The organism is Acidovorax sp. FG48, from assembly GCF_057809085.1.
This window is the reverse complement of record NZ_JBMDJH010000001.1, coordinates 374,904-396,145: the sequence shown is the minus strand read 5'-3', so window position 1 is coordinate 396,145 and position 21,242 is coordinate 374,904. Positions and strand designations below refer to the sequence as shown.

Annotated in this window: 22 protein-coding genes and 1 pseudogene; 8 read left to right on the top strand and 15 right to left on the bottom strand. The window is 67.7% G+C overall.

The window, feature by feature from the left end:
- Positions 1-75 precede the first annotated feature (75 nt).
- Positions 76-657, bottom strand: a complete 582-nt coding sequence (locus ACODSU_RS01825; RefSeq protein ID WP_488839956.1) for an NnrU family protein — start codon at positions 655-657, stop codon at positions 76-78.
- Positions 658-941: 284 nt separating this feature from the next.
- Positions 942-1,553, bottom strand: coding sequence for a 3'-5' exonuclease (locus ACODSU_RS01820; protein WP_488839620.1), 612 nt, complete (start codon positions 1,551-1,553; stop codon positions 942-944).
- Positions 1,554-1,697: 144 nt separating this feature from the next.
- Between ACODSU_RS01820 and ACODSU_RS01815 the strand changes: the two genes are divergently transcribed.
- Positions 1,698-3,107 carry a serine hydrolase domain-containing protein gene (locus ACODSU_RS01815; protein WP_488839618.1) on the top strand — a complete coding sequence of 470 codons (1,410 nt, stop codon included), beginning with the start codon at positions 1,698-1,700 and terminating at the stop codon, positions 3,105-3,107.
- A 156-nt stretch (positions 3,108-3,263) separates the two neighbouring features.
- On the opposite strand, the gene ACODSU_RS01810 is transcribed toward ACODSU_RS01815, so the two are convergent.
- From ACODSU_RS01810 to dinG, 3 genes are all read right to left on the bottom strand, one after another.
- A complete protein-coding gene (locus ACODSU_RS01810) occupies positions 3,264-3,767 on the bottom strand; it encodes a pyridoxamine 5'-phosphate oxidase family protein (protein WP_015011857.1) in 504 nt (167 codons plus the stop codon).
- 162 nt (positions 3,768-3,929) lie between these two features.
- Entirely contained in the window at positions 3,930-4,286 is a 357-nt protein-coding gene (locus ACODSU_RS01805) for a zinc ribbon domain-containing protein YjdM (RefSeq protein WP_295940946.1), read from the bottom strand.
- 62 nt (positions 4,287-4,348) lie between these two features.
- On the bottom strand, positions 4,349-6,511 hold the full coding sequence (gene dinG / locus ACODSU_RS01800) for an ATP-dependent DNA helicase DinG (RefSeq protein WP_488839616.1): 2,163 nt from the start codon (positions 6,509-6,511) through the stop codon (positions 4,349-4,351).
- Positions 6,512-6,675: 164 nt separating this feature from the next.
- Between dinG and ACODSU_RS01795 the strand changes: the two genes are divergently transcribed.
- The gene (locus ACODSU_RS01795; RefSeq protein ID WP_343734070.1) at positions 6,676-6,975 is read left to right on the top strand and encodes a hypothetical protein; all 300 of its coding nucleotides are present in this window, start codon (positions 6,676-6,678) and stop codon (positions 6,973-6,975) included.
- Positions 6,976-7,076: 101 nt separating this feature from the next.
- On the opposite strand, the gene ACODSU_RS01790 is transcribed toward ACODSU_RS01795, so the two are convergent.
- The 3 genes and pseudogenes from ACODSU_RS01790 to ACODSU_RS01780 all read right to left on the bottom strand — a co-directional run.
- Positions 7,077-8,945 (bottom strand): B12-binding domain-containing radical SAM protein, encoded by a 1,869-nt coding sequence (locus ACODSU_RS01790; RefSeq protein WP_488839954.1) that lies wholly within the window; start codon positions 8,943-8,945, stop codon positions 7,077-7,079.
- Between the two features lie 130 nt (positions 8,946-9,075).
- The gene (locus ACODSU_RS01785) at positions 9,076-9,654 is read right to left on the bottom strand and encodes a gamma carbonic anhydrase family protein (RefSeq protein WP_488839613.1); all 579 of its coding nucleotides are present in this window, start codon (positions 9,652-9,654) and stop codon (positions 9,076-9,078) included.
- Positions 9,655-9,864: 210 nt separating this feature from the next.
- A pseudogene (locus tag ACODSU_RS01780) lies at positions 9,865-10,479 on the bottom strand (TetR/AcrR family transcriptional regulator); the annotation flags it as partial.
- Positions 10,480-10,631: 152 nt separating this feature from the next.
- Between ACODSU_RS01780 and ACODSU_RS01775 the strand changes: the two are divergent.
- Positions 10,632-11,741, top strand: coding sequence for an MBL fold metallo-hydrolase (locus ACODSU_RS01775; protein ID WP_488839611.1), 1,110 nt, complete (start codon positions 10,632-10,634; stop codon positions 11,739-11,741).
- Between the two features lie 16 nt (positions 11,742-11,757).
- Here the strand turns inward: ACODSU_RS01775 and pdxR are convergent, their stop codons facing one another.
- Positions 11,758-13,209 carry a MocR-like pyridoxine biosynthesis transcription factor PdxR gene (pdxR, locus tag ACODSU_RS01770; protein ID WP_488839609.1) on the bottom strand — a complete coding sequence of 484 codons (1,452 nt, stop codon included), beginning with the start codon at positions 13,207-13,209 and terminating at the stop codon, positions 11,758-11,760.
- A 97-nt stretch (positions 13,210-13,306) separates the two neighbouring features.
- Between pdxR and ACODSU_RS01765 the strand changes: the two genes are divergently transcribed.
- Positions 13,307-13,786 (top strand): OsmC family protein, encoded by a 480-nt coding sequence (locus ACODSU_RS01765; protein WP_260665720.1) that lies wholly within the window; start codon positions 13,307-13,309, stop codon positions 13,784-13,786.
- A gap of 1 nt (position 13,787) precedes the next feature.
- Positions 13,788-14,423 (top strand): FMN-binding negative transcriptional regulator, encoded by a 636-nt coding sequence (locus ACODSU_RS01760; RefSeq protein ID WP_436076667.1) that lies wholly within the window; start codon positions 13,788-13,790, stop codon positions 14,421-14,423.
- 112 nt (positions 14,424-14,535) lie between these two features.
- On the opposite strand, the gene ACODSU_RS01755 is transcribed toward ACODSU_RS01760, so the two are convergent.
- The 3 genes from ACODSU_RS01755 to ACODSU_RS01745 form a co-directional block, all read right to left on the bottom strand.
- Complete coding sequence (locus tag ACODSU_RS01755) at positions 14,536-15,927, bottom strand: homoserine dehydrogenase (protein ID WP_488839606.1); 1,392 nt, start codon at positions 15,925-15,927, stop codon at positions 14,536-14,538.
- A 123-nt stretch (positions 15,928-16,050) separates the two neighbouring features.
- Positions 16,051-16,200 (bottom strand): hypothetical protein, encoded by a 150-nt coding sequence (locus tag ACODSU_RS01750; protein WP_158276453.1) that lies wholly within the window; start codon positions 16,198-16,200, stop codon positions 16,051-16,053.
- Between the two features lie 81 nt (positions 16,201-16,281).
- A complete protein-coding gene (locus ACODSU_RS01745; protein WP_108498467.1) occupies positions 16,282-16,527 on the bottom strand; it encodes an ATP-binding protein in 246 nt (81 codons plus the stop codon).
- A gap of 69 nt (positions 16,528-16,596) precedes the next feature.
- On the opposite strand from ACODSU_RS01745, the gene ACODSU_RS01740 reads away from it, so the two are divergent.
- On the top strand, positions 16,597-16,899 hold the full coding sequence (locus ACODSU_RS01740) for an acylphosphatase (RefSeq protein ID WP_488839603.1): 303 nt from the start codon (positions 16,597-16,599) through the stop codon (positions 16,897-16,899).
- On the opposite strand, the gene ACODSU_RS01735 is transcribed toward ACODSU_RS01740, so the two are convergent.
- The 3 genes from ACODSU_RS01735 to ACODSU_RS01725 all read right to left on the bottom strand — a co-directional run bounded on the left by ACODSU_RS01735 (position 16,877) and on the right by ACODSU_RS01725 (position 19,825).
- Positions 16,877-17,689 carry a DUF72 domain-containing protein gene (locus ACODSU_RS01735; protein WP_488839952.1) on the bottom strand — a complete coding sequence of 271 codons (813 nt, stop codon included), beginning with the start codon at positions 17,687-17,689 and terminating at the stop codon, positions 16,877-16,879. The genes ACODSU_RS01740 and ACODSU_RS01735 overlap by 23 nt on opposite strands.
- Positions 17,690-17,750: 61 nt before the next feature.
- Positions 17,751-19,070 (bottom strand): ATP-binding protein, encoded by a 1,320-nt coding sequence (locus ACODSU_RS01730; protein WP_488839601.1) that lies wholly within the window; start codon positions 19,068-19,070, stop codon positions 17,751-17,753.
- The gene (locus tag ACODSU_RS01725) at positions 19,067-19,825 is read right to left on the bottom strand and encodes a response regulator (RefSeq protein ID WP_488839599.1); all 759 of its coding nucleotides are present in this window, start codon (positions 19,823-19,825) and stop codon (positions 19,067-19,069) included. Before ACODSU_RS01725 ends, ACODSU_RS01730 begins: the two co-directional genes overlap by 4 nt.
- Before the next feature lie 179 nt (positions 19,826-20,004).
- On the opposite strand from ACODSU_RS01725, the gene ACODSU_RS01720 reads away from it, so the two are divergent.
- Together ACODSU_RS01720 and ACODSU_RS01715 are read left to right on the top strand one after the other, a co-directional pair.
- Entirely contained in the window at positions 20,005-20,517 is a 513-nt protein-coding gene (locus ACODSU_RS01720; RefSeq protein WP_488839597.1) for a DUF2147 domain-containing protein, read from the top strand.
- On the top strand, positions 20,514-21,236 hold the full coding sequence (locus ACODSU_RS01715; protein ID WP_488839595.1) for a cytochrome c biogenesis CcdA family protein: 723 nt from the start codon (positions 20,514-20,516) through the stop codon (positions 21,234-21,236). The genes ACODSU_RS01720 and ACODSU_RS01715 overlap by 4 nt, the downstream gene beginning before the upstream one ends.
- Positions 21,237-21,242: the final 6 nt, after the last annotated feature.

Sequence of the window (21,242 nt, the reverse complement as noted above, 5' to 3'; positions counted from 1 at the left end):
GGTCTCAGCGAGAAAGGAAAAAACGCAAAGCGCGGATTCTCCGGCATTTGCGCTGCGGGTCGTCCCGGCGTTCGATCACCGCCCCAGCGGCGCCACGCCGATCAGCCACGCATGGGCCCAGAACGCAAAGCCCGCCCAGGCCACGGCGCCCACCACCACAGCCGCTGCCGTGCCCGCAGCGCTGCCCGTTGCGTACACGGTGCCCTGCGCCCGGTCGCGCTGGCGCGCGGCGCGAAAGCTCAGCACGGCCCACAGCAAAAAGCTGCCAAACAGCAGCACGTCGGCCAGGTTGCCGTTGGACAGCAAATGCGCCAGCGCCCACACCTTCACGCCCAGCACCATGGGGTGGTGCAGCCGGGCCTTGATCGCATTGCGCGGCACATAGGTGGCGGCCAGCAGCACAAAGGCGATCAGCGTCAGCAGCGCTGCGGCGTGCCGCATGCCGATGGGCGGCACCCACAGCACCACGGGCTGCTGCCGCGCCAGGCCATAGCCCCAGACGATGAGCGCCAGGCCCACGGCCGACACCAGCGAATACAGCCCCTTCCACGGCATCTCGCCCATGCGTGCCAGCGTCTCCGTGCGCCAGCCATCGGCCACGATGCGCACCGAGTGCACGCCCAGAAACAGCACCAGTCCCAGTACCAGATACCCCATGGCCAAGCCTTTCATGTTGTCGTCGTGAACAGGTTATGAGGACGAAGGCGGGGCTGCGCCAGCGGTGGTACAGCTCCGTCGTGCAAGTCCTGATCGATTATCGGCAGAGCAGGCCATTGCAACCGCTGCGGAGGGACTTGCGCGGCCCTTTAGACGCATGCTCTGGAGAACGGTCGTCAGCCCTGGATTCAAGTCAAAAGTGCTGCAAGCGCCAGTGAAACATGCGCTAGCAGCTATCAATTCAATAGTGGCTGAGCAGCGGCATCCCCAGCGGGCAGGTTGGATCAGGCGCCCGCATGCTGCGCCAGCAGCGCCCCCACCTTGGGCTTGGCGCAGCGCTGCAGCGTTTGCAGCAGTGTGTAGCTGGGCTCGGCCACCCGCCAGCGCGTGCGCAGGTCGTGCTGCATGTGCGCGAGCAGCGCGGCAGCCATCTCGGCGTCGGCCAGCGCCCGGTGGGCCTGGCCCGTGCGCGGCAGGCCATGGTAGTCCACCAGCGTGCCCAGTTGGTGGCTTGGCGCCTCGGGGTACAGGCGCCGCGACAGCAGCACCGTGCACGCAAACGGCTGCGGTGCGGGCAGTCCCGCCAGGGCCAGTTCGGCCTGCCAGAACTTGCTGTCGAACGACGCGTTGTGCGCCACCATGGGCGCATCTCCCACAAAGCGCGCGGCGTCCTGCATCACCTGCGCCGCGTCGGGTGCGGCGTTCACCATCGCGTTGGTGATGCCGGTGAGCTGGGTGATGAACGACGGAATCCACACCCCAGTTTTCATCAGGCTCTGGAACCGGTCCACCACCTGGCCGCCCTCCAGCAGCACGATGGCCACCTCGGTCGCACGGGCGCCCTGGCCGGGCGAGACGCCGGTGGTTTCAAAGTCGATGACGGCGATGGGGGACATGGGCTGGCGTGCAAAAAGGAAGGATTGTGCCGCCGCCCCGCAGGCCATGCTGTGCGCCCAGGGTGTCTGTGTGCCTCTGTGCTTATCCAGTGCGTGGCCTACACTGCCCCACTCCTTCTCTGGATGCATGGAGCCGAGCACACCATGAAGAAAAACGCCACCCCACCGGCCTGGCTGCGCGCGGCGCTGGACTATCTGCCGCAATGGCTGGACTTGCAGCTGGAGCGCTACCGCCAGCCCGGGTGTTCCGTGGCCATTGCGCGCGGCGGCGAGACCGTGGCAGAGCTGGCGTTGGGGGTGGCCGACATGCGCACCCACCAACCCCTCACGCCCCGGCACCGCCTGCGCATTGCTTCGCACTCCAAGACCTTCACGGCAGCGGGCGTCATGCTGCTGCGCGAGCAGGGCCAGGTCGGGCTGGACGATCCCATTGGCCGCTATGTCGATGGCCTGCACAAGGACCTGGCCCGCGCCCGCATTGGCGAGCTGCTGTCGCACAGCGCGGGCGTGACGCGCGACGGCCCCGATGCCGGCCAGTTTCTGGACCGGCGGCCGTATCTCTCGCGTGCCGAGCTGCTGGCGGACCTGCGCGCCAAGCCGCCGCTGGAGGCGGGCGTGCAGCTCAAGTATTCCAACCACGGCTACGGCCTGCTGGGGCTGATGATGGAGCAGGTGACCGGCACGGACTACGCCACCTGGATGCAGCGCCACGTGATTGCCGCCGCAGGCCTGGAAGAGACCGCGCCCGACATGCCCCACCTGCCCCGGCGCGCGCCCCTGGCCGTGGGCCACAGCAGCGAGTTTCCGTTCGGCCAGCGCCTGATCGTGCCGGGCGACAACCGGTGCGACGCCATGGCCCCGGCGGCCGGGTTTGTGTCCACCGCGTCGGATGTGGCCCGCTTCTTTTCGCAGCTGGCGCCAGACAGTCCGCGCAGCATCCTGTCACCCGCCAGCCGCCGCGAGATGGCGCAGCGCCGCTGGCGCGACCCCTGCAACCTGTTCGAGTCCCACTACGGCCTGGGCACCATGCTCAGCGCGCCGGGCCCGCGCGAATGGATGGGCCACACCGGCAGCCTGCAAGGGTTCCTGTCGCGCACGGCGCGCTACCCCGCGCTCGACCTCACGGTGACCGTGCTCACCAATGCGCAGGACGGCTTGTCCACCGAATGGGTGGAAGGCATTGCCAGCATCCTGTTCGCGTTCCAGCAGCATGGCGCGCCGGGCAAAAAGGAAGCCGCCTGGGCGGGGCGCTGGTGGAGCCTGTGGGGCGCCAGCGACCTGGTGCCCATGGGCAAGGTGGTGTGCCAGGTGGCGCCCGCCATGTTCGTGCCCTTCACCGCGGCCACCACCGAGCTGGTCGTCACTGGGCGCGACACCGGTGTGGTGCATAAAGCCTCGGCCTACGCCAGCCCGGGCCAGCCGGTGCGCCGCGTGCGCGACGCCAGCGGCACGCCGACCGAGCTGTGGGTGGGCGGCACTCAGCTCTTGCCCAAGGACGCCATGGTGGCCGAGGCCACTCGGCGTTATCGCAAGGCGCGCAATGCGCCGCGATAACGCTGGCTGCGCCTTTCGGTCAAGGGGGTGCTATTGATTGTGTAGCTGCAAGGGCATGATGCACTAGCGCTACGGGCCGATTTAGCTGATAAATCCTGTGCGGGAACCGGTGCGGGGGCGCGGCGTACCAGGTCCCACACTGTCGCTCCGCGCCGCTCAGGACAAGGTCAGTTCCTTGTGCTCGCCCAGGTGGCGCGGGGGCTCCCCGGTGATCGCAGCCTTGGCCATCTGGAACAGCTGCACCATCTTGCTTTCGTCCACATTCCAGTACTCGGCATGGCGGATGCGCACTGCGAGCAGCGCCAGGTCCGGGTCGGACACACCGCCCGGAAACCAGGCCTTGGCCATGGGCGACCACAGGGCTTCCTTCAGCGCGCGGTCCTCCACAAACCGCGCCTGGCCGGACACGGACACATAGCTGTCTTCGTCCGGGTCGGCGTACGACACGTTCACTTCGCCGTCGGTCAGCAGGCGCTCGTACAGCTCGCCCGACTGGGAGATGAAGAAGTACAGCTCGGCCTGCTCATCCAGCTGCCGGTTCTGGGTAGTCAGCGGGTGCGCGTGCAGCATGCCCGTGGACGTGCGGTGCGTGAGCATGCCAAAGCGGATGTCCTTGATGAGCTTCCACAGGGTCTCGTGGGCGGGGGATTCAGTGTGCATGGGGCCTCCAGCAGGGGGTGGGGAGTCGAAAGGGTCCGCGCCATCCCGGTGATTGCGCGGCCATTCATGCACTCTAGGCACCCTCCCTGCGCCCCGGCGTCGGCGTGCAGCGCCGATGCCTGTGGGTGCTTGTCTGACAAGGGGCGCTGCGCCCCGCGCCGCTCAGGCCTTCTTGAGAAACTCTGACTTGAGCAGCATGCTGCCCAGGTCCGTCTTGCAGTCCACGTTGTGGCCGTCGGCACCATCCACCAGGCGGATGCTTTTGATCTTGGTGCCCTTTTTGAGCGTGGACGACGAGCCCTTGACCTTGAGGTCTTTCACCAGGATCACCGCGTCGCCATCGGCCAGTGGGTTGCCATTCGCATCGCGCACGATGCCGTCGCCTGCATCGGCGTCGGCGTCTGCTGCATCGGCCACTTGCGGCCATTCAAACGCGCAGTCGGGGCACACGTAGTTGCTGCCATCGGGGTAGGTGTTTTCCAGGCCACATTGGGGGCAGGCAGGTACGGTGTGGGGCATGGGGGTCCTCTCTGGGGTTGTTGTAGTGGTTATGGAATCGAAGGGGGCAAAGTATCACCGCTTCACAGCGGCGCACGTTGCTCCAGCGCAAACGGCGGCAGCCCTTTGAGCAGGCGCTGCCCGTAGCTGGTGCGCGTCAGGCGCTTGTCGTAGCAGTACACATGCGCCATGTCTTCCTCGGTGCGGATCGCGCGGCCCACCCATTGCGCCAGGCGGATGGCGGTGGCGGGCACCACCAGTTCGCTGAAGGGGTCGCGGCCCACGGCGCGCAGCCACTCGGCGCGGGCCTCGCCCACCGGGTCGTCGGGCGGGGCAAAGGGCAGTTTGGTGATGAACACCGATTCGCACAGCCGCCCCGGCAAATCCAGCCCCTCGCCAAACGACTGCATGCCGAAGATGACCGAAGGCTCGCCGTTCTCCACCCGCTCGCGGTGGCGCTTGAGCAGTTGCGTGCGCGGCAGTGCGTTCTGCACCAGCACCACGCTGCGCATGGCGGTGGGCAGTGCATCCACGGCCTGGCGCATCTGCTCGCGCGAGGTGAACAGCACCAGCGCGCCGTATTCCACGCGGGCAATGTCGTGCAGAAGCGCATCGACCATCTCGGTGGTGAACTGCGCGGCGTTCTTGGGGTCGGCGCGCGTCTCGGCGGCGATCAGCGTGCCCTGTGCAGCGTAGTTGAAGGGGCTGGGCACTTCCAGCGTGGTGGTGGCCTCATCGCCATGCAGACCCGCCTCGCGCAAGAAGAAATCAAAGTGCCCGCAGCTGGTGAGCGTGGCCGATGTGAGCACCGCACCGCGCACCGCGCTCCACAGGTGGTTGCGCAGCGTGGTGCCGGGTAGGATGGGGCTGGCGTGCGCCTTGACCACAATGAAGTCGCCATCCACCTCCAGCGTGAACCATTTGGCGGCGGGCACCGCCCCTTCGGGCGCATCCTGCAGCAGCAACTGGGCCGTGGCGTGCAGCTCTTCCAGGCGCGGGGCCAGCATGCCGATCTGCGCGTACAGCGTGGACAGGCGCTTGGCCTCGTCCGGCTTATCGCGCATCTCGGCACGCAGGGCTTTGCTGATGGCGCGCAGCGCGTCGAGGAAGCCTTCGGCACTGGCGGCCAGCAGGCCCAGGGGGGCAATCAACGGCTCGGGCAATTCGCCCCGGGGCACGCGCACGCGCGCCGGGCCCCAGGCGCTGGGCTGGCTCTTGAGCTGCTCGCCATACACCTCCATCACGATGCGCGCCAGGTCCTGCAGCGTTTGCCGCAGTTGGGCGGAGTGTTTGGGGATGTCGGCAATCTCTTCGACCTCCAGCAGCGCACCAATGCGCAGGCCCCGGCTGGCAAGGCGCTCGATCCAGGTGATGCGCGACAGGTCCATGCTGCAGGCAAATTGCTGCAGCGCCGTGGTGGGAAGGTGATGGGCTTCGTCCAGCACCAGCAGGCAGTTGTCCAGCTCGGGCAGCACGCGTGCGCCCAGGGACGACAGCAGCAAATCATGGTTGGCCACAATCACCTGCGCGCCCACCAGCTCCTTGCGCTTGTCGTAGTAGGTGCACTGGCTGAAGGCCGGGCAGTGCTTGCCGGTGCACGATGCGCCCTCAGCCGCCACGGGGCTCCACACCTCGGGCTCGGGCGGTGTATCGAGGCTGTCGCGGTCACCATCCCACGCGCCCTTAGCGAGCGTCTGCGCCATCGTGGAATAGAACTGGATGCGCGCCTCGGTCTCGTGCCGGGGGCGCTTGGCGCGGGCGGCGGCTTCTTCCTCGGCAAACAGGTCGTCGTCGGCCTCTTCCTCGGCCTCGCCCGTGCCCGCCAGGCGGTCGAGCTTGAGTTTGCACACATAGCGCCCGCGCCCCTTGGCCAGCGCAAACTTGAAGGGCTGCGGCATCAGCGCGGCCAGCGCGGGCAGGTCCTTGTTGACCAGCTGCTCCTGCAATGCCACCGTGGCGGTAGAGATCAGCACCCGCGTGCCGCGCGACAGCGCCAGCGCAATGGCGGGTGCGCAATACGCCAGCGACTTGCCCACGCCCGTGCCCGCCTGGATCACGGCGATGGACCGCGTGGGTGCGTCTTCACCGCTTTCTTCATCCACCTTGCCCAGCGTGGCACTGCTGAACGTGCGCGCCACCTGCTCGGCCATCAGCCGCTGGCCAGCGCGGCTGCGAAAGCCCTCTGTGGCCTGCACCACCGCATCGAAAGATTCAAGGGCCTGCGCGGCCCACACCTGTTGAGACATACAGTAGTGTCGCATGGCTTGGAGGGCCCATCGCGTCAAGGGCTTATGCACGCAATCTCCATCGCCCTTCTGGTAGATGGCCTGTGTGCCTACAAGACGGTGACAGGGGCGTTTTTACGATCCATGGGACGTGACCCGCTGCGGTCCCAACCCAGGAGACCCCCATGCCCCACAACACAGACCCCGATGAACCCACTTCGGCCCCTACCGGCCCCGAACCTTCGGTCGACACCACCAAGCGCCAGGCCCCCGGCCCCCACACGCAGGGGCCGTTGAAAGCGGGCCCTGCGGCCGCCAAGGAAGAAAAGCCCAAGCTGCCCCATGAGCGTGACGAGTCGGTGGACATGACCCATGGCAAACCCGACGCTCACATCGAGCAGGCCTACCGCGATGTGCAGCGGGGGTTGCAAGACACCGACCGGGGGCCGCCGGCCGACAAGGCTTACCAGAAGCAAAAGCGTTGATCGGATTCTGGTTGCTTCACTTTTGATAGCTGACGGTGCATATTTAACCGGCGCTATCGGCTATTTTTGCTTGAAAGCAGCCGGCGCATCGCCCGTTGTGTTCATCCCCGCTCGCGCAGTGCGCGCTCGATCCGGTCCCGCCGCACCGTGGTCTTGGGCACCTTGAACGGGAACCACATGCGCACGTCCTCTTCCAGGCCGATGCCGTGCATGTAGTTGTAGATGGCCTTCTTCAGCGCGCCGCCCAGCGCGTCGTGGTCCACCCCCGTGGCGTCGATGAAGGCCACGTCGTTCTTGGCAAAGTCACCCGGGGGCAGCGGGGCCAGCGTCACGCCGTATTCCTCGGGGTTTTGGCCCACGGGGGAATGCACGGTGCAGGCAAAGCGGTGGAAGAAACCACTCTGGATGCAGCCGTTGGCGAACAGCTGGCGCACGTATTCGAGTGCGTCCACCGTGTCTTGCACCGTCTGGGTGGGAAAGCCGTACATCAGGTACGCGTGCACCAGGATGCCGGCGTCGGTGAACGCCTTGGTCACGCGCGCCACCTGGTCCACCGACACGCCTTTTTTCATCAGTTTGAGCAGCCGGTCTGATGCCACCTCCAGCCCGCCGGAGATGGCGATACAGCCGCTGTCGGCCAGTAGCTCGGCCAGATCGGGGGTGAAGGTTTTTTCAAACCGCACATTGCCCCACCAGCTGATGCCCGCGTTGCGCGCAATCAGCTCCGTGGCCAGGGCCTTGAGCGCCTTGGGCGGTGCGGCCTCGTCCACAAAGTGAAAGCCGGTCTGCCCCGTCTCGCGCACGATGGCTTCGATGCGGTCGGCCAGCACGGCAGCGCTCGCGCCTTCGTAGCGGCTGATGTAGTCCAGGCTCACGTCGCAGAAGCTGCATTTCTTCCAGTAGCAGCCGTGTGCCACGGTGAGCTTGTTCCAGCGCCCGTCGCTCCACAGGCGATGCATGGGGTTGAGCATGTCCAGCAGCGACAGATAGCGCTGAAGCGGCAGGCCGTCCCAGGTGGGCGTGCCCACCTCGGCAAAGGCGATGTCGGCTTCCATCATGTTGATGTACTGCACTGCGCCATCGTCGCCGCGCACAAAGGTCCGCACCAGCCGCTGGCGGCCGCGCTCGCCGCGCAGGTGCTCCAGCAGTGCCAGCAATGGGCGCTCGCCCGCATCCAGCGTCACGTAGTCGAAGTGGTCGAACACGCGCGGATCGGCCAGCTCGCGCAGCTCAGTGTTCACAAAACCGCCACCCAGCACGGTGGCTATGTGCGGGTGCCGCGCCTTGATGGCCTGGGCGATGCGAAACGCGGCGTACACCGAGCCAGGGAAGGGTACCGACAGCAGCACCACCGTGGGCTGGTGCTTGGCAATGGCCTCGTGCGTGAGCTGCTCCAGCATTTCATCGACCAGCGTGGGCGGCGCTGCGAGTGCGTTGGCCAATGGGTCGAACGTGGGCTGGCTACCCGCCAGTGATTCGGCATAGCGCACAAACTCAAAGCGCTCGTCCACCGCGTCACGCAGCACGTCGGCCAGGTCGTTCAAATACAGCGTGGCCAGATGCTTGGCCTTGTCGGTCAGGCCCAGCGCACCAAAAGCCCAGCCCAGCGGGTCGCCACCTTCGTCGTCCACGTACACGTCGAGTGTGGCAAAACGCGGACCTTCGGGCAGGTAGTTGCGGCCCACGATGCGGTGGGCCAGCGTGCTGTCGCGGCCTTGCAAGAAGGCAATGGCGGGGCCGATGGTGGCCAAGTAACGGTCCTTTTGCGCCGCAAAACTTTGCACGGCGGGGCTCTGCTTTTTGGCGGGCAGTGCATCCACCTTGGCGGCCACGGCCTTCAACCCTTCGGGCGAGAGCAGGCGCAGCACCAGGGCCAGCGCCAGGTCTTCCTGCACCGCCGTCATGCCGCGCGAGCGCAGAAAGCCCGTGAGGTAGGCGGTGGAGGGGTACGGCGTGTTCAGCTGCGTCATCGGGGGGATGACGGAGAGCACGCGCTGGGCAGTGGAGGCGGGGGCGACGGCAGACATGGTGGAAACAGGCAATGGGGCGATGCGGTGCCGCCGCAAGGGTCGTGGAACCCCCGATTATCCCGGCCCGGCTTTATCCCTGGTGGGCTGGGGGCGCAGGGGGTACCGGAGCCCCTTGGGGCGTGCCCGCCAAGTAATTGTTCTTCACCCGCACATAGTGCTCGGCCGAATACTTGAGGTACGTAATCTCCGTATCGGTCAGCGCGCGCTGGCGCACTGCGGGGCGGCCGATGTAGAGGTAGCCGCTCTCCAGCACCTTGCCCGGCGAGACCAGGCTGCCCGCGCCCAGCATCACGCGGTCTTCGATGATGGCGTCATCCATCACGATGGAGCCCATGCCGATGAGGCATTCGTTGCCGATGCGGCAGCCGTGCAGGATCACCGAATGGCCCACCGTCACGTAGTCGCCGATGACCAGCGGCGAGCCCTCGGGCTTGCTGGCGTTGCGGTGCGACACATGGCCCATGGTCAGGTCCTGCACGTTGCTGCACACGCCCACGGTGATGCGGTTCACATCGCCGCGCAGCACGGCGTTGCACCACACCGAGCTGTCGCGGCCCAGCGTGACGTCGCCGATGACCTGCGCAGAGTCGTGGATGAAAACGCCGGTGTCCAGGACCGGGGCGGTGTCGAGGTAGGGAGCGAGGGGCATCTTGGTGTCAGGCTGTGTGGAAAGAACAAGCGAGCGTAGTGCAAATCGCTCCTCACGCTGGCTTGCTGGCCAGGGTGGTGGCGTTGGTCAGCGCGCTGGGGCGCGGCGAGGTGCAGGTTTCGCAGAGGTTGCAACAGGGGCTGCCGCTGCCTTGCCCGTGCTTCCAGCCTGGGATTTTTTTACGGGGGCCTTGGCCTTCTGGGTGGGCGCGGCGTAGAACCCCAGGAACATGTCCACCGCATCCCCCACCACTTGCGCTTGCTGTGCGGCGCTCAAGGGCGGCTGGCCCATGGCCAGCTGGGGCCAGAACGCAAATGCCTTGATCATGCCCTGCAGTTGCTGCGCGGCGTAGGGAACATCCATGGTGGCGCGCAGGCGGCCATCTTGCTGGGCCGCGCGCAACCAGCGCGGCAGGCCCTCTTCCTTGGCCGAGAGCTTGGCGGTGATGCCGCGCGCGCGCTCGGGGGTGTGCATCATGTCGGCCATGGCCACGCGGCTCAGGTCGATGAAGCTCGCGTCGTTGAGCAAGCGCATCTTTTGCGCCAGCAGCTCCAGCAGCTGGTCGCGCAGCGGGCGCGTGGGGGTGTAGGCCAGTTCGTCGGGTGACTGGCTGCGCTCCCACATCAGCAGCAGGATGGCTTCGAACAGTTCTTCCTTGCTTGGGAAGTGGTTGTACACCGTGCGTTTGGACACATCCGCCGCTGCGGCCACGCGGTCCATGCTGGTGCCGTTGAAGCCGTGTTCGCGGAACTCGCCGATGGCGGCCTGCACGATGGCATCGCGCTTGCGGTCGGTCAGGCGAGGGGTGGGCTGGGAGGCGATCATGCGCAAATTTTACACCGGGTAGTTTACTTTTCTAAAAAGTGAACTACACTGTGCAGTGTAATTTCCATGTCGCAGATCCGGTGTCACTCTCCATCGCCCGCCGCCGCCGTCTGCTCCCGGCACTTTGTGTCGCCTTCGTTGTACTGATCGCCATGGCCTACAGCCTCTTTTCCCGCGCCGCCCAGCCGGTGGCCGCCTATGAACAGTCGCCGCAGTTTGCGGGTGGCAAATTTCGCAACGTGGCACCCCGCCATGCGCTGGGCGCCCTCAAGACGCTGCAGGTGATGTGGCGCTTTGCCACCGGCAAGCCCGACGACTCGGTGCCGCGCCAGCCCGTGCCGGTGTACGCGGTGATGCGGTCAGACCTGCTGGCCGCGCCCGACCTGAGCCTGTGGCGCCTGGGGCACTCCACCCTGCTGTTCAAGATCAACGGCCAGTTCTGGCTGACCGACCCGGTGTTTTCCGAGCGCGCCTCGCCGTTCCAGTTCCTGGGCCCCAAGCGCTTTCATGCGCCGCCCATCACGATTGACGAGCTGCCGCCCATCACTGGCGTGATCCTGTCGCACGACCACTACGACCACCTGGACTACGCAGCCATCCAGAAGCTCGCGCCCAAGGTGGAGCACTTCATCACGCCGCTGGGCGTGGGCGACCGGCTCATCGGCTGGGGCGTGCCGGCGGCCAAGGTGCAGCAGTTTGACTGGTGGCAGGGCACCACCATCGGCGGGCTGCAGCTGGTGGCCACGCCTGCGCAGCATTTCTCGGGCCGGGGCCTGTCGGACGGCAACAGCACGCTGTGGGCCTCGTGGGTGCTGATCGCGGGTCAAGGCGCCGACCAAGTCCGCGTCTTCTTCAGTGGCGACACGGGCTACTTCGACGGCTTCAAGGCCATTGGTGAGCGGTTCGGCCCCTTCGATCTGGCGCTGATCGAAACGGGCGCCTACAACGCCGACTGGCCCGACATCCACATGCACCCCGAGGAGAGCCTGCAAGCCCATCTGGACGTGAAGGGGCGCCATCTGTTCCCCATCCACAACGGCACGTTCGACCTGTCACTGCACCCGTGGGTGGAGCCGTTCGAGCGCATCACCGCGCTCGCGGCAGCAGCGCAGGTGCCGCTGGTGGCGCCCATCATGGGCGAGCGGCTGGACATTCGCGCACCCGCGCTGTCCACGCACTGGTGGCGCAAGGTGGAGCCGCAAGCTGTGGTTCAGACGGAGGGCCTTGGCACGGCCCTGGCCCCGCAGCCCGGCGCGTGGTGAAGCACCAGCGCCCGCATCACCGCTGACGCACGAGGCCGCCCACCACGCGAGCGGCCGCGCGGATCTCTGCATCGTCAAACCCCGCATAGCCCAGCAGCCAGCCCCGGCGCGCCGACTGCATCGCATAGCGCGACAGCGGCGCCAGCATCACGCCCGCCGCCAGCGCCTGGCGGCTCAGGGTTTCGTCGTCGGTGCCGGGTGCTACCTCGTGCAGCAGGTGCATGCCGCGATCGCTGGTGGCCAGTTGCCAGGCGCCGTTGCTGGCCTCGGCCAGTGCGGCGCGCAGCGTGTGTTGCCGCTGCAGGTACAGCTCGCGCATCTGCCGCAGGTGGCGCAGCAGGTGGCCTTCGGCAATGAAGCGTGCCAGCACCGCCTGGGTGTCGCCCGGTGCATGCCGATCGGTGATGGCGCGGGCCATGGCAAAGGCCTCCACCAGCGCGGGCGGCACCACCACAAAGCCCAGGCGCAGGCCGGGGTGCAGCGTCTTGCTGAAGGTGCCCACGTACAACACGCGCTCCGAGCCCGGCAGGCTGCACAGGGCGGGCACGCGCTGGGCCTTGCCATCGTTCTTGCCGTACTGGAACTCGCCGTCGTAGTCGTCCTCGACCACCCAGGCGTCATGCGTGCGCGCCCACTGCAGCAGCGCCTGCCTTCGCGCCAGGCCCGTGCACACGCCGGTGGGGAACTGGTGCGTGGGTGTGACGACCGCCATGCGCGCGTCTGGCCATTGCGCCGCAGCGGTGTCGATGTGCAGGCCGTCTCCATCCATGTCCACCGGCCGCGCCAGTGCGCCGTGGCCCAGCAGGCTGGCGCGGATGCCAGGGTAGCCGGGGTCTTCCACCAGCACCTCGTCGCCCACGTCCAGCAGCAGCCGCGCAATCAGGTCAATGCCCTGCTGCGAGCCCGAGCACACCACCACCTGCGCCGCATCGCAGCGGATGCCGCGCGAAGCCCACAGCCATTGAGCCACGGCCTGGCGCAGGTCGGGGTCGCCGGCCGGGTCCAGGTACTGCGCGCGGTGGCTGCGCTGGCCTGAACTGGCCTGGCGTGTCAGGCGGTCCCACAGCGCAAACGGAAAGGTGGCGACTTCGGGCGCACCAATGCGAAACGCCTTGGCCGCCGCCAGGGGCGGGCGCCAGCGCGCCGCCGTGTCGGCTATCAGCTGCCCCCGGCGCGACAGGCCCCGGGGCGGCGCCACCAGGCCTTGCGGGGCAGGCAATGTGGCGGCCACGGCCTGCGACACATAGGTGCCGTCGCCCACGCGGGCTTCCACATAACCCTCGGCCTGCAGGCGCTGCACGGCCCACAGCACGGTGTTGCGCGACACGCCCAGGCTGGCCGCATGCTCGCGCGAGGGCGGCAGGCGGGTGCCTGCCCGCAGGCTGCCCTGCTCGATGGCGCGGCGCAGTTGCGCATACACCTGCTGGCGCAGGGTGGCGGTGGTTCGATTGGCTCCGGGGCTGGGCAAAAATTGGCCCTTTCAATACGGGGATGTACTCATAAACTGAAGAACCATTGTAGAAACCCGGGCCCCCTAACGGGTCCGATCCTCTTGAAAGCACCCCATGGCCGAGCACACCGCCACCATCACCTGGTCCCGTGGCACCGACGACTTTCTGGACAAGCGCTACCACCGTGCCCACACCTGGCAGTTTGACGGCGGCGCCACCGTGGCCGCGTCGTCGTCGCCCCATGTGGTGCCGCTGCCGTACTCCGACGCGGCGGCGGTGGACCCGGAAGAAGCCTATGTCGCCGCGCTGTCGAGCTGCCACATGCTGTGGTTCATGGACTTCGCCAGCCGTGCGGGCTATCGGCTCAACCGCTACACCGACGCGGCCGTGGGCACCATGGCCAAGAACGCAGAGGGCCAGCTGGTGGTCACCCATGTGCAGCTGAGGCCCGTCACGTGCTTTGACGCAGCGCACGCGCCCAGCGCTGCCCAGCTGGAAGACCTGCACCACCGCGCCCACACATCGTGTTTTCTGGCCAACTCGGTCAAGACGCAGATCGACTGCGCCCCGGTGCTTGAAGTGGAAGGGGGCTGACATGGCCAACCCCAACCGGCAGTTTCAGGTGGCCGATGCCGCTGCCCAGCAAGCCCTGGTACGTGCCCAGCCTTTGGCCACACTGGTCATTGCGCACGAAGGCGCGCAACACGTCAATCACATCCCGCTGTACCTGGACCCGGCGCGCGGCCCGCAGGGCACGCTCATCGGCCATGTGGCGCGCGCCAACGCGCTGTGGCCGCTGTTGCCCCAGCAGGCGGTGGCGGTGTTCCACGGCCCGCAGGCCTATGTGTCGCCCTCGTGGTATCCATCGAAAGCCCTGGACGGCAAGCAGGTGCCCACCTGGAACTACGCCACCGTGCACGCCCACGGCGCTTTGAGCGCGTTTGACGACCCCGCACGCCTGCGTGGCATCCTGCACACCTTGAGCGAGCAGCACGAGGCCCACCGCCCCGACCCCTGGCGCATCGACGACGCGCCGCCCGACTACATCGACAAACTGCTGCGCGCCATCGTGGGCATCGAGCTGGCGGTGGAGCGCTGGGAGGGCATCTGGAAGGTGAGCCAGAACCGCACCGATACCGATCGCGCCGGTGTGGTGCAGGGCCTGATGGCGGAGGGCACCAGCGCGGCCGAGGACATGGCCGCGCTGGTGCTGGGCCGGTTGATGGCGTGATGGCTGCGACCGGAAGGGACTATCAAAATTGATAGCATCCCAGGCATGATGCACTAGCGCTACCGCCCGTTTTGGCGCCAAAACCTCGTGCTAACACATTTTCAGGCGCCCTTCACCCTTCCAGCGTCTCCACCCGCAGCGTGACCACCGGCCCCGCCACTGCAGGGTGCGCCGCCAGTGCAAACACGGCCAGGTCCACGGTGGACTGCGCCACGGCATCGGTCAGCACCAGTACCTGGGGGCCGCTGCCGGGGGGCAAGGCCTTGTCATGTGCCAGTGCCACCTGCAGCACCGGCACGTGCTGCGCAGCCAGCCAGGCGCCCACGGCCTCGATCTGCTGGGCGCTGTGCACCGGCACGCGCAGATAGTGGCGGGTGTGGACGGCCGCGCGGGGCAGTACCGCCAGTTGCTCGTCCACGGCCTGGGGGTGGAAGCCCAGGTGTGGCACGCGCTGCGCCGCGTGGGTGCCATCGAGCCGCGCCACATCCACCAGGTCGGCAATCACGGCCGATGCGGTCTGCTCCGACCCCGCGCCCGCGCCGTAGTACATCGTCACGCCCGACGCATCGCCGTTGACCATCACGGCGTTCATCGACCCGTTCACATGCGCCAGCAAATGGGTGGCGGGCACCAGCGCGGGCTGCACGCGCAGCTCCACGCCGTCCACCTCGCCATCCTTGCGCCGCTTGGCCACGCCCAGCAGCTTGATGCGAAAGCCCAGTTGCTCGGCACAGGCCACGTCCAGGCCCTGCAGTGCGGTGATGCCCTCCACCTGCGCATCGGCAAAACGCACCGGCATGCCAAACGCATTGGCGGCCAGCAGCGAGATCTTGTGCGCGGCGTCGATGCCCTCGATGTCGAAGGTCGGGTCGGCCTCGGCGTAGCCCAGCGCCTGGGCCTGGGCCAGCGCTTCGGCAAAGCCCACGCCTTCATCGCGCATCTTGCTCAGGATGAAGTTGGTGGTGCCGTTGATGATGCCCGCCACCCACTCGATGCGGTTGGCCGTGAGGCCCTCGCGCAGCGCCTTCACGATGGGGATGCTCACCGCCACCGCGCCTTCGTAGGCCACGGCCACGCCGTGCTGGCGCGCGGCGGCAAAGATCTCGTTGCCATGCTCGGCCAGCAGCGCCTTGTTGGCCGTGACCACATGTTTGCCCGCACGGATGGCGGCCAGCACCCAGTCGCGTGCGGGGCCGGTGCCGCCAGCGGCCTCCACCAGCACATCCACGTCGGGGTGCGTGGCGACCTGCATGGGGTCGTTGGTCAGCGCCACGTCCTTGCCCACCACGCTCATGGCGCGGGCCAGGCTGCGGGCGCAGACCACCACCAGCTTGATGCCCCGGCCCGCACGGCCCGCAATCAGCGCCTGGTTGCGCGCCAGCACGCGGAAGGTGCCTGCGCCCACGGTGCCAATGCCAATCATGCCCACGCGCAGGGGGCGCATGGCCGTGGTAGACGACGGCAACAACGGGGCTTCGAGGGACTGGACGGGATCGCGGTACATGGACTTCTCCGGCTAACGAACAAACAAAAAAAACCCAGCTGCCAGAGCTGGGTTTCGTGCATTCGTCTTGGGGGAGAAGAGAGCGATCACCAGGTGGCTGCCGAAACGGCCACCTGCGCGTGCTCAGGTGGCCGCGGTGGTAATGGTGGTAATCATTCGTGCACCCAGTGCCCGCTGTTCACCATTGGCCCGCGTGGAGGCGGGCGGCATCATGCCCATGCCTTGGAAGGCAGCGGCGCGTGCGGTGGTGATGGGGAGGGAGGTGAACGACATGAAGGGCGCAGTGTACCGGATGCGAGCCAGGGCCTGTCAACCTGCCCGTACGCGCCTTTGTTAGCCTGTGGCGCAACGGCCTCACCGCCCCGGGGTGGCCGCCACCCGCACCATGCGGATCGCATCGAATGGGCAGCGCACCGCACACAGCGCGCACCCGGTGCAGCCCGGCGCGTCGTGCAGGGTGGAGCACTTGGGGCCCCAGGGCCCCGTACCCAACACCTGCAGCGACAGCACATGCGGCGGGCACACCGCCACACACCAGCCGCAGCCGGTGCAGCGCTGGGGGTCGATGGTGGGCAAGGCCTTGGGGGTTGTGGTGGTCATGGGGTGCCTGGTGCTGGCAGTGTGCCCCTGGAGCGGGCTCCCCACAAGGAGCGCGCTACAGTGCCCCCCATGAACGCAGAACCCCATTCCACCATCACCCGCCATCTGTTGATCACCGGCCATGTCCAGGGCGTGGGCTACCGCTGGTCCATGGTGCAGGCCGCCGCGCGCCTGGGCGTGACGGGCTGGGTGCGCAACCGCCAGGATGGCCGCGTGGAAGCCTGCGCCTGGGGCCTGGAACCCGCCGTGCTGGCCCTCATCGACTGGGCGCACCAGGGGCCGGAGCATGCGCGGGTGGACCGCGTGGTGGTGGGCAACGTGCCCGATGGTGGCGAGGCGCCGCAGGGATTCACACAGCGCGAGACGGTGTAGCGCCCAGCTGCCTGAGCAACTCCATCGCCCCTGCCGGCGCCCGCTCTTTGGCGCCGTTGATGAAGTACACAAACACATCGCGTGGCCGCGCGCCGCTGGTCCAGGTGCGCACGCCCTGCGCCCATTGCGCAATCGCATCGGCGGTGTAGCCCGTGGGTACATCAGCCTGGCCACGCATCAGCCGCAGGTAGGCAAAGTCGGCCTCGGCATCTGCGATGGCCGGAAATTGGTCGGAGTCGGTGCACACAGGCACGCAGCCATACCGGCGCGCCAGCGCCACAAACGCGGGCGTCGCAAAACTCGGGTGGCGCACATCCAGCGCGTGGCGCAGCCGCAGGTCGTCCACCTGCTGCGGCAGCAGGGCCAGAAAGGCCTCGAAGTCGCCCGGCTCAAACGCCTTGGTCGGCATGAACTGCCACACGATGGGCCCGAGCTTGTGCTTCAGTTCCGAGATGCCGCTCTCGACAAACCGCGCGATCGAATCGCCCGCGTCTGCCAGCACACGGCGGTGGGTCGCAAAGCGGTTGGCCTTGAGCGAGAACACAAAGTCCTCGGGCGTTTCATCGCGCCATTTGGCAAAGGTGGGTGGTTTGAAGGTGCTGTAGTAGGTGCCGTTGACCTCGATCGCGGTGAGCTGTCGGCTGGCGTATTGCAGCTCCTTGCTGTGCGCCAGCCCTGCGGGGTAGAAGCTGCCGCGCCAGGGCTCGAAGGTCCAGCCGCCGATGCCGACGCGGATGCGTGGGTTGCTGGCGCTGATCTCGCTCTGCGGGGTGCTGACAGGTGTGTCCACGGCGTTGCCCTTTTGAGAGTCCACGGAGCGGCCACTGTAGCAGCGGCGCTGGTGCGCATGCCTATGCCGGGAGCGCTTCTGGCAGCTCTACCCGCGCCTCCAGCCCCTGCGCGCCGTCCGCGCGTGGACCCAGTATCAGGCGGCCGCCCAGGGCCTTGGCCAGCTCGCTGGCAATGGCCAGGCCCAGACCGGTGCCACCGGTGCCCCGGTTGCGCGAATCTTCCAGCCGCACATAGGGCTGCAGCACGGCGGCGAGGTCCGCCGGGGGGATGCCAGGCCCATGATCGATGACGCGCACCAGGCACTGGCCTGGCCTTTCTGCTTCCAGCGTCAGCTCGGCGGCACCCGCAAACTTGAGCGCGTTGTCCACTAGGTTGCACAGCAGGCGGCGCAGGGCCTGGGGGCGGGTGTCGCAGGTCACATCCACTGCCTGCAGCACTTGTACCGGCAGGCCGGCATCGGCGTAGTCGCGCGCAATGCTCTCCACCAGCGCGCGCAGGTCCACGCGCTGCGGGGGCTCGCGCACGGCCTGCGATGAGCGCGCGTAGGCAATGCCCTCTTCCACCAGCGACTGCATTTCGGCCAGGTCGGCGTGCAGCTTGTCGCGCAGCGTGGTGTCGTCCAGCAGATCCGCGCGCAGGCGCAGCCTGGTGATGGGTGTTTGCAGGTCGTGCGAGACGGCGGCCAGGATTTGCATGCGTTCCTGAAGATGCGCCTGGATGCGCTGCTGCATATGGTTGAAGGCAACAGCGGCGCGTTGCACCTCGCGCGGGCCGTCTTCAGCCAGGGGCACGGCGGGGCGGTCGGCCCCCAGCGCATCGGCCGCATCGGCCAGCGTTCGCAGGGGCCGTGTGGTCGCGCGCACGGCCCAGGCGCACAGGCCCACCAGCAGCGCCAGCTGCAGCGCCAGCGCGCCCAGCACCCAGGGCGATATCTGCAGCCGGGGCTCGTCCATGTCCACGGCCAGGGGCGTACCGTCGGCCAGGCGCAGCTGCAGCCGCAGTTCGGTGCCCGGAACATGGGGGGCGATCACCTGCACGGCCCGGTCGGCAGGCAATGTGGCTGCCACAGCGCTGGCGACCAGGCGTGCGAGCTGAGACGGGTCTGCGGGAGCGTCCAGCGGCTCGATCAGTGCAAAGCGGTAGTTGCGGCGCGCCAGCCGGTCCACCCACTGCGCGCGCTCGGTGGCGGGCAGGCGCTCCAGCATGGCCACGGAGCTGGCCACGTCACTGGCGAAATACGACACCATGGCCCGCCGCATGGTCATGCTGCGTTCGGCGAACGCGAGCACAAACGTCAGCGCATGTGCCAGCGCCAGGCCCAGTGCCATCACCAGCAAGATGCGCCCAAACAAAGAGCGCGGCCACCAGCGCAGCGTCATGGCGCAGCTCCTGCGGGTGCTGGTGCTGCTTGCACATCAGCGCAGAACACATAGCCCTCGTTGCGCACGGTCTTGATGTAGCGCGAGCCGCGCGCACCATCGCCGAGCCGCTGGCGCACGCGGCTCACCAGCAGGTCGATGGAGCGGTCGAACACATCGGCATCGCGCCCCTGGGTGAGCTGCAGCAGCTGGTCGCGCGTGAGGATGCGCTGCGGGTGGTCCAGCAGCACGCGCAGCAGCCGGTATTCGGCGCCCGACAGCGCCACCGCCGCGTCCGTGGCATTGAGCAGGTGGCGTGCCGTGGTGTCCAGCCGCCAGTCGCCAAACGCAAGGTGGCGCGCGGGCTCGGCCACGGCCAGGTTGGGCGGCAGCATGCGCGTGCGCCGCAGCACGGCGTGGATGCGTGCCAGCAGCTCGCGCGCGGCAAAGGGTTTGGTCAGGTAGTCGTCTGCACCCAGCTCCAGGCCCAGGATGCGGTCCGTCTCGTCGCTGCGCGCGGTGAGCATGATGATGGGCAGCGGCGGCGCGCCCGGGCTGCGCAGCTCACGGCACAGGGTGATGCCGTCAGTACCCGGCAGCATCAGGTCCAGCACCAGCAGGTCGATGCGCTGCGTGGCCAGCACCTCGCGCATTTGCCGCCCGTCGGCGGCCACGCTCACCTGCAGGCCCTGGCGCTGCAGGTACTCGGCAGCCAGTTCGCGGATGCCGGCGTCGTCATCGACGATCAGGATGTGGTCGGGAGCGGGCGTCGTCATGGTGGCCATTGTCCGGGCTTTGGTGGTGCAGCGGTATGGGCTGGGTGGGCAGATATGTATCTCAACTTGTCTGCCCGATGCATCGACAAGCGCGCATACCAAAAGCCCCTGGCCAGACAAATCGCCGATACCTGCGCTGGCTTCAATGAGGTCTTCCTGAACTTCACGAGGACCTTGCCATGAAACCATCCATCGCCGTGACCGCCCTGCTGACCCTGGGCCTAGCGCAGGCAGTCAGCGCGCAAGAGGCTGCGGCAGCGCCGCCAGCCGCTGTGGCACCAGCGCCGGGCACCGCTCACCCCAAAGCCCCCCTGGGCCGCTGGATCACCGAAAGCGGCAATCTGGAAGTGAACATCGCACCCTGCAACCCTGCCGGTGGCAACGCCCTGTGCGGCAAGGTGGTGCGCGTGCTGGCCAACCGTTCCATGAGCGCGCCGGGCGCTGACATGGCGGCAGCCGACGCGCGGCCTGCACTGGGCATGACGCTGCTGTCGGGCTTGCGCCTGGCGGAGGGCGGCAGCAGCGAGTACCAGGGCGAAATCTACAACCGCGAGAACGCCAAGACCTACCGAGTCAACCTGACGCCAGCCGAGCCGGAGCAACTGCTGGTGCACGCGTACGTGGGCATCCCGCTGTTCGGCAAGACCCAGGTGTGGCGCCGCCCAGCGGCCGAGCAGGGGAGCGGGCAATGACCATGGCCACCACCTCGCCCTGGCTGGCCGTGGCCGCCGGCATGCTCACGGTGGGCGCGCCCTGCGTGTTGCCCATGCTGCCCGTGGTGCTGGGGGCCTCGGTGAGCGGTGCCGACTCAGCACAGCGCACACGACCGCTGTTCATTGCCCTGGGCTTTGCACTGTCGTTCGCGGCCGTGGCACTGCTGTTCAGCAGCTTCACGCAGGTGCTGGGTGTGTCGCAAGAAGGCCTGCGCCGCTTTGCCGCCGTGATGCTGCTGGTGTTTGGCGTGCTCACGGTGTGGCCCCGGCCATTCCAGTGGCTCAGCCAACATGCGGGCGGTGTACTCAACCGCATGGCCAGCCTGGGCATGGGCAGCGGGGGCGGCAACTGGGGCGGGCTGCTGCTGGGCCTGAGCCTGGGCGCGGTCTGGACGCCGTGCGCCGGACCCGTGCTCGCCTCCATCCTCACCCTCATCGCCACGGAGCCTGCGGGCGTGGGCACTGCCGTGCTGCTGCTCGCTTATTCCACCGGCGCCGCGCTGCCCATGCTGGCCATTGCCTATGGCGGCCAGGCTGCCGCCACCCATGTGCGCCGCATTGCCCGCCACGCGCACCGGGTGCAGCAGGTGTTTGGCGTGGTGGTCATCGCTATCGCGCTGGCCATGCTGTGGGAGGTGGATGGGCAGATCACCGCCTGGCTCACGCAGTTTTATCCCTCGGGCTGGGGCGGCCTGTAAGGGGCG